Genomic DNA, 13,964 nt, shown 5'->3' with positions numbered 1-13,964 from the left:
ATATTTGTTGTCCACGATTGGAGGACGTACGGTGCGGCTCCCGGTCCTGCTCGCCGCGTGGTTCATGGCGCAGTTCGACTTCTTCGTGGTCAACGTGGCCGCGCCCACGTTCGTCCGCGAGCTGGGCGCCGGCCCCGTCGCCCTCGAACTCATCGTCGGCGGCTACGCCTTCACCTACGCCGCGGGCATGGTGACCGCCGGGCGCCTCGGCGACCGGTACGGGCACCGGCGGTTGTTCGTCATCGGCGTCGCCGCGTTCACCGTGACCTCGCTCGCCTGCGGGCTCGCCGCCGGCCCCGGCCAGCTCGTCGCCGCCCGGCTCGCCCAGGGCCTCGCCGGCGCGCTCATGGTGCCGCAGGTCCTCGGCACCATCACCGCCACGTACCCGCCGGAGCGGCGCGGTCGGGCGATCGGCTGGTACGGCGTCACCGGCGGCCTCGGCTCCATCGCCGGCCAGGTACTCGGTGGGCTGCTGCTCGTCTCCGACGTGTTCGGGCTCGGCTGGCGCGTCGTCTTCCTGATCAACGTGCCGGTCGGGCTGCTCACCCTGGCGCTGGCCCGGCGGCTGCCCGAGTCGCGCGTCAGCCGGGCGCGCGGCCTCGACCCGCTCGGCGCGGTCGGCATCGCCGGCACCCTGGCGCTCGCGCTCGTCCCGCTCACCCTCGGCCGTACGCTCGGCTGGCCCGCCTGGACCGTCGTCGCGCTCTGCCTCAGCCCGCTCGCCGCGCTCGGCACCGTCGCCTGGCAGCGCCGCCTCGCCGCCCGCGGCCGCGACCCGATCCTCGCCCCCACCCTCTTCCGCACCCGGTCGTACGTGCTGGGCATCCTCTCCGTCCTGCTCTTCATGGCGTACTTCGCCGCGTTCATGTTCACGCTGGCGCTGCTGCTCCAGGACGGCCACGGGCTCAGCGCGTTCCAGGCCGGCTGCGCGTTCGCGCCGATGGGCGTGTCGTTCGGGGTGACCGCGCTGCTCGGCGCCCGCTGGACCACCCGGTACGGGCTGCGCGTGGTCGGCATCGGCTGCGCCACCGTCGCCGCCGGCCTGCTCGTCCTCGCCGGTACGAACCGGCTCGCCGTCGTCATCGTCGCGATCACCCTGGTCGGCGCCGGCAACGGGCTGATCCTGCCGCAGCTGATCGGTGCCGCGCTGCGCGGCGTACCGCCGGAGTCGGCCGGGACCGCGTCGGCCGTCGTGTCCACCGCGCAGCAGTTCGCCGGTGCGGCCGGCGTCACCCTGCTCGGCACCCTCTTCTTCGCCGTACTCCCCGGGCACGGCACCGCCGCCGCCATGCGCGCCACCGTCGTCGTCGACCTCGTACTGATCGCCGCGGTCGCCGGTCTCGTCGGGCTCCTCGCCCGTACCGGTCGCGCGCCCGCCCGCCGTTAGCGGGTCAGACCACCGCGCCGTCGTCGGAGTCGTCGTCCTCGTCGTCGCCCGGCCGTAGCCGGATCACCAGCGTGACGAAGCCCGCCAGCAGGCAGCCGAACCCGAGCGCCAGCCCGCCGCCCTCGCCCAGCCCGATGAACCCGACCAGGTCCGGCCGGATGCACAGCACCAGCCCCAGCGCGATCCCCACCACGGCGACCGCCGCGTACCACGACGGGCGGGGGAGCGGCGGGGGCGGCGGCGGCTCGTACCCCTCGTCCTCCTCGGCGTCGAGCTGGTCGAGCAGATCCGGGCCGTCCCGCTCGGCACGCCAGTCGGTCGCCGGCCGGCGCGTCACCGTACCGGCGGGTGGGGTGTCGTCGGGCGCTGCCTGGGGGGCGGGCTCCTCGGCCAGGTCCTCCGCCACCGGCCACGGCGGGATCGGCGACTCGGCGGGCCGGTCGTACTGCGCGACGATGGCCGCCCACGCGGCGTCCACGTCCGCGTCGGCGCGGGCCGGATCGGCGGGCGGCTCCGGCGCGGCGGCCGGCTCGGGTGCGGTCGGATCCGGCGCCGGTTTCGCCGCGGCGGCGGTCGGGTCCTCGCCCGCGGCGGCGGCCGGAGCGGCGGCCGGGCCCAGTTTGTCCAGGTATTCGCGTGCCTCGTCCAGATGGTCGCGGTCCACGTACAGACGGTCGATCGGGCGGCTGGGCAGCGTCGTCGTCCGCGTCACCGGGTGCAGGTCCGCCGTGGGCTGCAGGTACGCCGCGATGCCGGCGAGGCCCAGCACGTCCAGCAGATGCTCGCCGACCCGCGGGTCGACGTCCCCGGCCACCGCGTACGCCGTGGCGTGCAGGCCGTTGTCCCGCCGGCCGTGCCGGTGGGCGCCGGCCGTCATCGATGGTCTCCCGTCCGCCGAGGTCGCACAGCTACCACCTTCTCCGCCCCGTGTGGTGGACATCCCGCGAACTACAGCCGACCCCGCGGCGGGGATCGAACAGCTCCGACAGACCGACGGTACCCGGCCGAATCGCGACATGGACAGGGCCCGAAGTTCTCCCACCGCGTTGCCGCCCGGCCCACCCGCTTCGTAGGCTGCTAGCGAGCAGGGTGAAAGAAGGAGAATGCCGCGGTGCTGTACTGGGTGCTGAAATGGATCCTGATCGGTCCGTGGCTGCGCGTGCTCTGGCGGCCGAAGGTCGAGGGCCTGGAGAACATCCCGGCCAGTGGCCCGGCCATCCTGGCCAGCAACCACGTCGCCTTCATCGACTCGGTGTTCCTGCCGCTGATGGTGCACCGCCCCATCCGGTTCATGGCGAAGAGTGAGTACTTCACCGGCAAGGGCCTGAAAGGTTGGTTGAGCCGGGTCTTCTTCACCACGATCGGATGCGTACCGGTCGACCGGAAGGGCGGTCGCGCCGCCCGCGCCGCGCTCGACGCCGGCAAGCAGGTCCTCGACGACGGCAAGCTCTGGGGCATGTACCCGGAGGGCACCCGCTCGCCCGACGGCCAGCTCTACCGCGGCAAGACCGGCGTGGCGCGTCTCGCGCTGGAGTCCGGCGTACCGGTCATCCCGTGCGCGATGGTGAACTTCCACGAGATCCAGCCGCCCGGCCACAAGCTGCCCCGGATCAAGCGCGTCCACATGCGCATCGGCGAACCCCTCGACTTCTCCCGGTACGCCGGGATGGCCGGTGACCGCTTCGTCGAGCGTTCGGTGACCGACGAGATCATGTACAACCTGATGAACCTGTCGGGTCAGGAGTACGTGGACGTCTACGCCGCCAAGGTGAAGAGCGCGCCGCCGGTCGCCCCCACCGCCGCCTGATCGCGGAACGGCCCGCCGGCTGGCGGGGCCGCTCACAGCGTCAGCAGCCGGTCCGCCCGGTTCGCCGCGGCGAACGGGCGCAACTCCCGCAGGCAGTCGTCGACCCGGCCGGACAGTCCGGCCGCACGGTACTCCCGCGCCGCCACCGCCAGCGCCAGGATCTCGTCGCTGCGTGACCCGATCCGCCGGTACGTCTCGGCGGCTCCGGCGTGCTGATCGCCGGCCGCCGCGCGGTCGCCGGCGTCGGCGACCAGGGCGGCACCCGCGGCGGCCCGCGCCGCCGACACCCACGGCGTGTCACGTGGCGCGGCGGCCAGCATGTCGGCGAGCACCGCGGCCGTGTCGCCGCCGGCCAGCGCCGCCGCGTGACCGGCCGCGGCGATCCACTCGCCGCTCGGTACGACCCGGTGCCGCCCCCAGCTCTCCGCCAGGTCGGCCATCAGCGCGGCCGCCTCGGCCACCCGGCCGTCCAGTACGAGGCACAGCGCCCCGTTGCCGAACGCGGTCCACAGCAACCGCGGGAATCCGCTTTCCCGACTGATCCGCAGGACGTCGGCGACCTCGCTGGCGTCGGCCTCGGTCGGCTCGCCGCGTACCGAACGCAGCCAGACGCTCTGCAACCGGGACTGCAGGTCCCACGCCCCGGACGGGCTGTCCCGCAGCGACTCGTTCGCCACCAGGGTGCTGTTCCAGTCGCCGACCAGGAACGCCAGCCCGCCGTCCGCGGCGTAGCTCGTCGTCAGGCTGTGGCCGTCGGCGACGAGGACCAGCTCGCCCTCGGCGAGCAGCGCCCGCGCACGGTCCTGCTCGCCCTCCTCCTGCAGCAGGCTGCCGAGGTTCTGCGCGGCGCGCCGCAGGCTCGGCAGCTTGAGCCGCCGGCACGTGTCCAGCGCCTCCTCCAGGATCACCAGCCCGTCCGGGTCGCCGGCGAAGTACCGGGCGGCGCCGATCGTGATCATCGCGCTGGTCTGTACCTCGACGAGGCCGAGCCGGGCGGCGATGTCGGCGGCCCGGCCGGCCGTTTCGATCGCGGCCGACGGCTCCGAACTGCTGAGATGGATGCGCGCGAGATCCGCGTACGCACTGGCCTTGGGCTCCGAGTCGGGCAGCCCCGCGAACCGGTCGATCGCCTCGCCGAGATTGCGCAGCGCGGTCGGGCGGTCCGCGGTGAGCCAGGCCGCGCGCCCCCGTACGGCGAGCGCCTCGGCAGCGCCGCGGGTGTCGTCGAGCGCGCCGAGCCGGTCGGCCAGTCGGGCCAGCCGCTCCAGCCCGCCGGTCGAGACGAACTCGTCCCCGTCGCGCAGGAACATCAGCTCCGCCTCGAACAGCTCCAGCTCGGCCCGTTCGCCGCTGTCCTCGTCGTCCGGGAACAGTCGCAGTGCCCGGGACACGTGCCCGGCGGCCACCTCCAGGGCGTGCAGCGCGTACGCCCGGCGGGCCGCGTGGTGCAGCGCGCGGCGCGCGGCCGGCGCGTACGGCCGGGTGTCGAGGTGCAGGGTGCGGGCGATCTCGTGCGCCCAGAAACGGTGGTTGGCGACCACCTCGGCCAGGTCGGACGAACGGCTGCCGGTCGCGTCCGCCGCCGCCTCCAGCCAGTCCGCGGCCCGTACGTGCTGAGCGACCCGCTCGGTACGCGGGAGTCGTTGGTAGCACACGTCGCGCACCAGGACGTGGGAGAACCGGTACTCGGTCTGGTCGGCCCGGCTGCTCTCGGTCTGTTCCAGCACCAGGTCGCGCTGCTCCAGCCGGCGCAGGGCCCGCTCGATGACGCCGACCGGCAGGCCGAGCGTGCTGGCGACCGCGTCCGGCCAGAACACGACACCGAGTACCGAGCCGGCCTGGAGCACGGCGCGGTCGTTCGCGTCGAGGAGGTCGAGCCGGTTCGCGATGACCGCGTGCACGTTGTCCGGGATCGGCGCGGTGGCGGTGGCGCCCGACCCGCTCGCGTCGGCCACGGCGGTCAGCGTGCCCTGCTCCAGCATCATCCGGAAGTACTCGTGCGCGTAGAGCGGGTTGCCGCCGGCCAGCTCGATCAGCTTGTCGAGGATGTCGGCCGGGAACGCCGCCTTGCCGAACAGCGCCGTGTACATGTCGGCGATGTGCTTGTCGTTCATCGACGAGAGGCTGATCGTCTGCGAACCGGCGATGGCCGCCGCCCACGCCGGCTCGCGCTGCAACAGCTCCGGCCGCGACGTGCACAGCACCAGCAGCGGGATGTCCCGCATCACCGAGCCGAGCCGTTCGACGAAGTTCACCATCGTCTGGTCGGCCCAGTGCAGGTCCTCGATGACCAGCACCGTCGGCCGGTCGGACGCCAGCGCCACGACGAACCGGCGCCACGCGGACTCGGTGTCCTCCGCCAGGAGCTGCTCGCCGGGCAGCCCGACCAGCGGCCCGAGCGCGGCGGTCAACCGTTCCGCCTCGGCCGGCGGTACCAGCCGGGACACCGCGGCGCGCAGCCGTGCGTGGGCCGTTGCGGCGTCGTCGGAGTCGAGGATCCCGGCCTCCGCCTTGACGATGTCGGCGAACGCCGAGTACGTCACGTTCTCGCCGAACGGTGGGCAGTAGCCCGCGGCCCACCGGACCGTCACGTCGGTACGGGCCGCCGCGTACTTGAACAGCTCGGCGACCAGGCGGCTCTTGCCGATGCCGGCTCGGCCGAACAGGGTGACGAGCTGCGGCAGCCGGTCGGTGATCATCCGGTCCAGCGCGCCGGTCAGCAGCCCCAGCTCGTGCACCCGGTTGACCAGCGGGGTGCTCTCCTGGTCGCGGGCGGTGACCCGGCGCCGGACCGAACTGAGCGGCACCCACAGCTCGGTCGGCGTGGTGTGGCCGCGCAGGGTGACGGGATCCCTTCGCTCGTACCGGAAGTCGTGGGCGGTGGCGGCGTGCGTCGCGCCGTCGACGAGGACGCCGCCGGGTGGCGCCGCGGACTGCAACCGGGACGCCGTGTTGAGGACGTCGCCGGCGGCGATGGCCTGCCCACCGTCGCGCGCCGCGACCGTGTCGACCAGCGCCTCGCCGGTCGCGACGCCGATCCGGAACCCGAACGGCAGCTCACCGTCGGTGGCCTGCCGGCGCAGCGTGCGCTGCAGCTCCAGCGCCGCGGACACGCAGCCGAGTACCGCGGTCTCGGTGGTGACCGGCGCGCCGAACAGCGCCATCACCGCGTCGCCGATGTACTTCTCCACGAGCCCGCCGTACCGACCGACGATGCGCCGTACCGTCGCGAAGAACCCGCTCTGTACGAGCCGGACCTGCTCGGGGTCGGACCGTTCGACGAACTGCGTGAAGCTGACGACGTCGATGAACAGCACGCTGACCCGGCGCCGGTCCTCGTGTCCGTTGCCCGCGGCGACCGGGCCGCCCCGCGCCGGCGCCGGATCCGCCGCGATCCGCTGGCCGCAGGCCGTGCAGAACGCGACGTCCTGGGCGAGGGTGTGGCCGCAGCGCGTGCAGACCCGGCTCAGCGCGGATCCGCACCCGCCGCAGAACCGGTCGTCCGGTCCCGCGATGCGGCCGCAGCTGGGACACGCGACAGAGATGGTGGCCTCCCCACGTAGGTCGCCCGCCTGCGCGGACGCACACCGTACGAGCCTGCCGACAGGACGCCATGTTCCCACGTCCCGGCAACGGCCCGGTCGCCGCCGATCCCGGAACTGTGCGCCTCACCTGCGGATACGCCCCGCTGTTGGGGGCGCGGTCGGTTCGTCGGAATGCTGACACAAGTGCCGTGTGCCGTCGGCCGGTGCGTATCTTTCTCGCGACCGGAGGGGAACCGAGCGCCTGGCATGCATGCCGGCCAACGGAGGTTGACGTGTATGTGCGGCTGGCGAACGACTGGACCGGTCCGGACGACGCCCGGCACCACGCCGGTGACCTGATCGAGGTCGACAACGTCACGCTCGCCGAGTTGGAAGCAGGAGGATTCGTGAGTACCGAGGACACGCCGAAGCGTCCGGAGCAGGAGCACGAGCACAAGTCCGAGGAGGACAAGAAGCAGCCGACCGGGTTCGAGACCGACAAGGAGTCCGGCGACACGTCGTCCGGCGTCGAGCCCGAGCAGACCGGCTGGCCCGGGGTCAGCTAGTGGCGAGCCCGGTGGTCTGGTGGGGATCGCCGGGCACCGCGGGCCCGACCCCGTTCATCCACCGTCGTCGTACGGAAGCACGTCGTCGTACGGAAGCTGGAGGTCTCGTGGGTACGGAAGCGCACGGCACCAGGCCCGAGCAGCCGGCCGACGCCGACAAACCCGAGGCGGCCCCGGGGAACGCCGGCCCGGCCAACAGGACCGTCGAGCCGACGTCCTGGCCGGGGATCAGCTGACCCGTCCTGTGCCCGGTGGTCTGGTGGGGATCGCCGGGCGTCGGCGCGGTCAGTTCGTGATGCCGGCGCGGCGCCGCAGCGCGGACAGGTCCATGATGACGATGCGCCGTCCCTCCGTACGCAGCCAGCCACGGCCGGCGAACGTGCCGATCGCCTGGTTGACGCTCTGCCGCGAACCGCCGGCCATCTCGGCGAGCTGGCTCTGGTTCAGCTCGACGGTGACCATCGCGGCCGGGTTGTCGCCGGCCAGCCGGACCAGCGTCTTCGCGACCCGGCCGGCCAGGTCGAGGAAGACGTGGTCGGTGTTCTGCTCGGTGAGGCGGCGGATCAGCCCGCCCAACGCGTGCAGGACGCTGTCCAGGATCCGCGGGTTGGCGTGCACGAGTTCGAGGAACGCGGCGCGGGACAGCGCGAGGGCCGAACAGTTCTCGATCGCCTCGACGGAGGCGGACCGGGGCGCGCCGTCCAGCAGCGCGACCTCACCGAGTACGCCGGGCGGGCGGACGACGTGCAGCAGCGCGCGCTCACCGGTGGTGGAGGTACGGAAGACGGCGACGGCACCGCGGCGTACGACGACCAGCGACTCGCCGGGGTCGTCCTCCACGAACAGCAACTGCCCCTTGCGGTACGTCCGGGGTACGGCCGCGGCGGCGATGCGACGCCGGACCTCGGGGTCGAGGCCGGCGAACATCTCGACGCCGGCGATCGCGTCCTCGAAGTCGGTGAGCTGGCTGTCCACCCGCGCTGCCTCCCCTTGACCCGCCACCGGGTCGTCACGGCCTGTTCGACGTTCGTTACCAGCTTCCCGGCCAACTGTCGTGCTGTCTACACCCGTCGTATCGGTAAGCCGACAGTTGTGGCCGGGATCCGCTGGCAGGCTGAGGCCGACCGCGCCGAGGTTCGACGCTGGTCACGGGGGTTGGCGCGACGGGACGTGGTGCGGGCGGGCGGTTGTCCGGTCGGGATCTTGGGGGAGCATCCTGGCTGGCAGAACCACTGGCGCGCGCCGCGCCTCCCGCGTCAAGACCGGCGCTGCGGCGTGGTCGCCCGGTCCGCTCTCCGTCCTTTGTGGACGGAGGGCGGATCCGGGTCCTGGGGCGTTGATCACATCCGCCCGCTTCGGCGCGTCGCCACGCCGACGCGATCCACCGCCGACACGATCCACCGCCGACGCGATCCGCCGACGACGCGATCCATTGACCAGGTCCGGTCCGGGTCAGGCCGGCCAGTCGCGGGACCGTTCCACCGCGGTACGCCAGAGTCGGTAGCCGTCCTCGTCCGGCGTACCGGAGGGGGTGAAGCGGGCGTCGAGCTGCCAGGTCGCGGCGAGTTCGGCGGTGGAGGACCACGCGCCGGTCGCGAGTCCGGCGAGGAACGCGGCGCCCACGCCGGTGGTCTCGGTGACGCGCGGCCGGCGTACGGGGATGCCGAGCTGGTCGGCCTGCAGCTGGCAGAGCAGGGCGTTGGCGCTGGCGCCGCCGTCGACGGACAGTTCCGGGATGACCTCGGCGAGCGGCTTCCCGCCGGTCTCGTCGGCCATCACCGACAGCACGTCGCGCACCTCGTACGCGATGGCGGAGAGGGTGGCGCGGGCGATGTGCGCGCGGGTGGTGCCGCGGGTCAGGCCGAGGATCGTGCCGCGCGCCGACGGATCCCAGTACGGGGCGCCGAGGCCGGTGAGCGCCGGTACGAATACGACGCCGCCGGTGTCCGGCACGGTCGCGGCGAGTCCCTCGATCTCGGGCGCGGCGCCGATGATGCCGAGGCCGTCGCGCAGCCACTGCACCGCGGCGCCGGTGACGAAGATCGAGCCCTCCAGCGCGTACACGGGGCCGTCGCCGAGGTCCCAGGCGATGGTGGTGAGCAGGCCGTGCTCGGACCGTACCGGGGTGGTGCCGGTGTTGGTGAGGACGAACGAGCCGGTGCCGTACGTGCACTTGGTGGCGCCGGTGTCGTAGCACGCCTGGCCGAACAGGGCGGCCTGCTGGTCGCCGGCGATGCCCGCCACCGGTACGGACAGGCCGAGGAACTCGTCCGGGTCGGTGTCGCCGAGCACCCCGGACGAGCGCGCCACCTCGGGCAGCGCCGCCGCCGGTACGCCGAACAGGTCGCAGAGTTCGTCGCTCCAGCCGCCGGAGAACGTGTCGTACAGGAGGGTGCGGCTGGCGTTGGAGACCTCGGTGGCGAGGACCTGGCCGCCGGTCAGCCGCGACACCAGGTACGCGTCGACGGTGCCGACGGCGAGCCGGCCCTCCGTGACCCCGCGCCAGGTGTCCGGTTCGTTGCGGGCCAACCAGGTCAGCTTCGTGGCCGAGAAGTACGGGTCGAGGCGCAGACCGGTCAGCTCGGTGACCCGGGCGCCGTGCCCCGCCTCCTCGTACTCGGCGCAGATGTCGGCGCTGCGCCGGTCCTGCCAGACGATCGCGCGGCGCGGGGCGCGCAACGTACGGCGGTCCCACAGGACGACGGTCTCGCGCTGGTTCGTGATGCCGACCGCGGTCACCGGGGACTCGCCGGACGCGGCCGCGGCGGTCAGCGCGGACCGGCACGCGGCCAGCGTCGCCAGCCAGATCTCCTCCGGCTCGTGCTCCACCCAGCCCGGCCGCGGGAAGTGCTGCGGGAACTCCTGGTACCCGCGGGACGCCACGCCGCCGTCGCCGTTCACCACCAGTGCGGTGACGCCGGTGGTGCCGGCGTCGATCGCCAGTACGCTCATGTCTCCTCCGTTGCGGCGCGCAGTTGCCCCAGTACCAGGGGGTCGATCCGGCCTGGTACCAGGCGTTCCTCGAAGTTCTCGATGCCGGCCCAGTCGGCGAGCGCGTCGGCGCCGGTGTGGCCGAGCCGGGCGAGCCGGTCGGCGACCTCGGTGGCCAGGTCGCCGGTGAGGTCCAGCAGGGCGTCCGGGTCGGGCCGGTCGAAGTACAGGTGGTGCAGGTCGAGCAGGCGGGCCAGTTCGGGGACCGGGTCGGGGTGGTCGTCGACGCGCAGGTCGACGGCGATGTCGGACAGTCCGCCGTAGCCGGCGCCGGGCGAGGCGACCAGCAGCGCGGCGGACTGCCGGCCGCGCCGGTCGCCGCCCGCCTCGTCCCCGGCGCGCAGCGCGGCGAGCAGCCGGTGCGCCAGCGGCCCCGCCGCCGCCAGGTACGCGGTGCGCATCGCCTCGACGACCGCCGGCCCGGCGAGGATGTTGCCCTGGATCGCGAAACCGTCGCCGGTCGTACCGCCGGCCCAGTCCAGGCAGCCGTCCCCGGTGTACGTGGCGCCGTCGCCGTCGGCGCCGACCACCCCGAGCTGGCGTTCGGCGCGCAGCGGGTCGGCGGCGGTGAGCCCGGCGACCACGTCCGCCGCGGCCGTCCCGGTACGCAGCAGCGTCAGCCCCTGCGGCCGGTACGCCAGGTTCGCCATGGACTGGGTGGCGATCGCGCCGGCCACCGCGTCGACCGCCGGTACGGCCGAGCCCACCGCGAGGAACCGGCTCGCCACCGCCACCCCGTACGCGGTGCGGCCGGACGTGTGCACCCCCCGCGCCACTATCGAGAACGTCATGGCTGGCGACCCTATCCCCTGCCCGGGGGTACGAGAGGACGGTGCGGCGCCCGCGGCGGAGTGGCGGCCGTGACAGGCGGTGAGGGGCGCGTAGGGTGGCCGTCCATGGGGAGGGGTAGCACGGAACGCGTTCGCCGGTACTTCCTGGACTGCGAGTTCATCGAGGACGGTCGCACCATCGAGCTGGTGTCCATCGGCGTGGTGGACGAGCGGGACCGCGAGTTCTACGCGGTGTCCACGGAGTTCGACGGCTCCCGCGCCATCGACTGGGTACGCCGGCACGTGCTGAACAAGCTGCCGTCGCCGGCCGATCCGGCGTGGCGGTCCCGCGAGCGGATCCGCGACGACCTGTACTCGTACCTGACGGCGCCGTTGCGCGAGGGCGCGGTGGACCGGATCGAGCTCTGGGCCTGGCTCGCCGCGTACGACCACGTCGCGGTGGCGCAGCTGTGGGGCGCGATGCCGGCGCTGCCGCGGGAGATCCCGCGGTTCACGCACGAGTTGCGGCAGCGCTGGGAGGACATGGGGTGCCCTGAGCTGCCGAAGCACGGCACCGACCGGCACGACGCGCTCGCCGACGCGAAACTCGGCCTGGCCCGCTGGCGCGCGATGAACGCGGTGGACGCGCTGCGCTGACACGACCGTCGTGGCGGCCGGGACCTCGCATTCCGGCCGCGCGGCCGCCGCCGGCGGTACCGGATCCCGTGGCCGCGCGGTCGGTTCGGCGGTCTTCGGGGCTGTCGCGACGGGGACGAATCAGTCAGGATCTACGGCAGTCCACGCGTTGCCCGACCGCCGGGGATTCGTTGCCCCATTTGTGCCCTGGTCGGTCGCGGCCGGCAATAGGCTGGTCGGTATGGGGCGGCAATGACGCCGGTACCCCGTGCGCGCACGGCACGTCGGAGACAGGAGGACTGAGCGAGCATGCGCATCGGCGTACTGACCGGCGGTGGGGACTGTCCCGGTCTCAACGCGGTGATCCGGGCGGTCGTCCGCAAGGGCACCAAGGTCTACGGCAACGAGTTCGTGGGGTTCCGCGACGGGTGGCGCGGTCCGTTGGAGAGCGCGACGATGCCGCTCGGCGTCGACCAGGTCCGCGGCATCCTTCCGCGCGGCGGCACGATCCTCGGCTCCTCCCGCACCAATCCGTACGCGGCGGACGACGGCACGCGGCGGATCCGGGCGAACCTGGAGTCGCTGGGGGTGGACGCGCTGATCGCGATCGGCGGCGAGGACACCCTGGGCGCGGCGGCGAAGCTGCACGACGAGGGCGTGCCGGTGATCGGCGTGCCGAAGACGATCGACAACGACCTGGGCGCCACCGACTACACGTTCGGGTTCGACACCGCGGTCAACATCGCGACCGAGGCGATCGACCGGCTGCACACCACCGCCGAGAGCCACCACCGTACGGTCGTGGTCGAGGTGATGGGCCGGCACGCCGGCTGGATCGCGCTGCACTCCGGCCTGGCCGGCGGGGCGAACGTCATCCTCACCCCGGAGCGGAAGTTCGACCTGGACCAGGTCTGCGGCTACATCGAGGAACGGTTCCGCTCGCAGTACTCGCCGATCGTGGTGGTCGCCGAGGGTGCCGTGCCGGTGGCGGCCGAGGAGGTCACGCAGACCGACCAGCTCGACTCGTTCGGGCACGTCCGGCTGGGCGGGATCGGGCAGTGGCTGGCCGACCAGATCGAGCACCGTACGGGCAAGGAGGCCCGCGCCGTGGTCCTCGGCCACATCCAGCGCGGCGGCACGCCCACCGCGTACGACCGGGTGCTGGCGACGCGGTTCGGCCTGCACGCGATCGACGCGACGCACGAGAAGGACTGGGGCAAGATGGTCGCCCTGCGCGGGACGGACATCGTCCGGGTGCCGCTGGCCGAGGCGACCAAGGAGATCAAGACCGTGCCGCCGGAGCGGTACGCCGAGGCCGAGGTCTTCTTCGGCTGATCGCGTACGGCCCCGGAGTCCTCGGCTGTGGACTCCGGGGCCCGGCCGTAAGGTTGCGGCATGGCACGGGAGCACACGGTCGCCGTGGTCGGCGCCGGCAAGATGGGTGAGACGCTGCTGTCCGGACTGCAACGGGCCGGGTGGCCGCCGGCGCGGCTGATGGCCACGACGCGCCGACCGGAGCGCGCCGCCGAGCTGTCCGAGCGGTACGGGATCCGCGTGGTGGACAACGAGACCGCGGTGGCGACGGCGGACGTGGTGACGATCGCGGTCAAGCCGCAGGACGCGCCGGGCCTGCTGGCCGCGCTCGGGCCGAAGGTACCAGCGCACACCCTGGTCGTGTCGATCTGCGCCGGGCTGCCCACGTCGTTCTTCGAGAAGCACCTCCCCGCCGGTACGCCGGTGGTGCGGGTCATGTCGAACACGCCGGCGCTGGTGGACGAGGCGATGACGGCGATCTCCGGCGGCAGCCACGCGACCGCCGAGCAGCTCGCCCTCGCCGAGGAGCTGTTCACGCCGCTCGGCCGCACCATCCGGGTACCGGAGTCGCAGCAGGACGCGGTGACCGCGCTGTCCGGCTCCGGCCCGGCGTACTTCTACTTCCTGGTCGAGGCGATGACCGACGCGGGCATCCTGCTCGGCCTGCCCCGCCAGGTGGCGTACGACCTGATCGTGCAGACGGTGATCGGGTCGGCGGTGATGCTGCGCGACTCGGGCGAGCACCCGGTCAAGCTGCGCGAGGCGGTCACCTCGCCGGCCGGTACGACGATCAACGCGATCCGGGAGTTGGAGGACCACAAGGTCCGGGCGGCGCTGATCGCCGCGTTGGAGGCGGCGCGGGACAGGGCGCGCGAGATCGCCGCGGACTACGCCTGACGGGACGCGTCGGCGGTAGCAGTCCGTGACGGGCCGCGGGGCTCTCCACGGGCCTTCCACGTACCGGTGGGC

12 protein-coding genes are annotated in these 13,964 nt (G+C 73.3%); 7 read left to right on the top strand and 5 right to left on the bottom strand.

All coding sequences use genetic code 11. From position 1 onward, the window contains the following. Positions 1-31: 31 nt before the first annotated feature. Positions 32-1,387 (top strand): MFS transporter, encoded by a 1,356-nt coding sequence (locus Aru02nite_RS28190; protein WP_203662725.1) that lies wholly within the window; start codon positions 32-34, stop codon positions 1,385-1,387. A gap of 4 nt (positions 1,388-1,391) precedes the next feature. On the opposite strand, the gene Aru02nite_RS28185 is transcribed toward Aru02nite_RS28190, so the two are convergent. Then, on the bottom strand, positions 1,392-2,264 hold the full coding sequence (locus tag Aru02nite_RS28185; protein ID WP_203662723.1) for a DUF308 domain-containing protein: 873 nt from the start codon (positions 2,262-2,264) through the stop codon (positions 1,392-1,394). Positions 2,265-2,498: 234 nt separating this feature from the next. Between Aru02nite_RS28185 and Aru02nite_RS28180 the strand changes: the two genes are divergently transcribed. After that, positions 2,499-3,194 (top strand): lysophospholipid acyltransferase family protein, encoded by a 696-nt coding sequence (locus Aru02nite_RS28180; protein WP_203662721.1) that lies wholly within the window; start codon positions 2,499-2,501, stop codon positions 3,192-3,194. 32 nt (positions 3,195-3,226) lie between these two features. Here the strand turns inward: Aru02nite_RS28180 and Aru02nite_RS28175 are convergent, their stop codons facing one another. Beyond that, positions 3,227-6,817: an ATP-binding protein gene (locus tag Aru02nite_RS28175; RefSeq protein ID WP_444541984.1), complete on the bottom strand. Its 3,591-nt coding sequence runs from the start codon at positions 6,815-6,817 to the stop codon at positions 3,227-3,229. 194 nt (positions 6,818-7,011) lie between these two features. On the opposite strand from Aru02nite_RS28175, the gene Aru02nite_RS28170 reads away from it, so the two are divergent. Continuing rightward, positions 7,012-7,284 carry a hypothetical protein gene (locus Aru02nite_RS28170; RefSeq protein ID WP_203662719.1) on the top strand — a complete coding sequence of 91 codons (273 nt, stop codon included), beginning with the start codon at positions 7,012-7,014 and terminating at the stop codon, positions 7,282-7,284. Positions 7,285-7,391: 107 nt separating this feature from the next. Next, positions 7,392-7,520 (top strand): hypothetical protein, encoded by a 129-nt coding sequence (locus Aru02nite_RS37330; RefSeq protein ID WP_275408733.1) that lies wholly within the window; start codon positions 7,392-7,394, stop codon positions 7,518-7,520. A gap of 49 nt (positions 7,521-7,569) precedes the next feature. Here Aru02nite_RS37330 and Aru02nite_RS28165 read toward each other — a convergent pair whose 3' ends face one another. The 3 genes from Aru02nite_RS28165 to Aru02nite_RS28155 form a co-directional block, all read right to left on the bottom strand. After that, the gene (locus Aru02nite_RS28165; protein WP_373324996.1) at positions 7,570-8,211 is read right to left on the bottom strand and encodes a Crp/Fnr family transcriptional regulator; all 642 of its coding nucleotides are present in this window, start codon (positions 8,209-8,211) and stop codon (positions 7,570-7,572) included. 525 nt (positions 8,212-8,736) lie between these two features. Further along, positions 8,737-10,236 (bottom strand): glycerol kinase GlpK, encoded by a 1,500-nt coding sequence (glpK, locus tag Aru02nite_RS28160; protein ID WP_203662717.1) that lies wholly within the window; start codon positions 10,234-10,236, stop codon positions 8,737-8,739. Next, a complete protein-coding gene (locus Aru02nite_RS28155; protein WP_203662716.1) occupies positions 10,233-11,066 on the bottom strand; it encodes a DUF1028 domain-containing protein in 834 nt (277 codons plus the stop codon). Before Aru02nite_RS28155 ends, glpK begins: the two co-directional genes overlap by 4 nt. A gap of 105 nt (positions 11,067-11,171) precedes the next feature. Between Aru02nite_RS28155 and Aru02nite_RS28150 the strand changes: the two genes are divergently transcribed. The 3 genes from Aru02nite_RS28150 (at position 11,172) to proC (ending at position 13,892) form a co-directional block, all read left to right on the top strand. Then, on the top strand, positions 11,172-11,702 hold the full coding sequence (locus tag Aru02nite_RS28150; protein ID WP_203662715.1) for a polyadenylate-specific 3'-exoribonuclease AS: 531 nt from the start codon (positions 11,172-11,174) through the stop codon (positions 11,700-11,702). Between the two features lie 288 nt (positions 11,703-11,990). Beyond that, the gene (locus tag Aru02nite_RS28145; protein ID WP_203662714.1) at positions 11,991-13,016 is read left to right on the top strand and encodes a 6-phosphofructokinase; all 1,026 of its coding nucleotides are present in this window, start codon (positions 11,991-11,993) and stop codon (positions 13,014-13,016) included. Between the two features lie 60 nt (positions 13,017-13,076). After that, positions 13,077-13,892 (top strand): pyrroline-5-carboxylate reductase, encoded by an 816-nt coding sequence (gene proC, locus Aru02nite_RS28140; protein ID WP_203662713.1) that lies wholly within the window; start codon positions 13,077-13,079, stop codon positions 13,890-13,892. Positions 13,893-13,964 lie beyond the last annotated feature (72 nt).

This window comes from Actinocatenispora rupis (assembly GCF_016861975.1).
GTDB lineage: Bacteria > Actinomycetota > Actinomycetes > Mycobacteriales > Micromonosporaceae > Actinocatenispora > Actinocatenispora rupis.
This window is presented reverse-complemented; position numbering and strand designations above follow the sequence as displayed.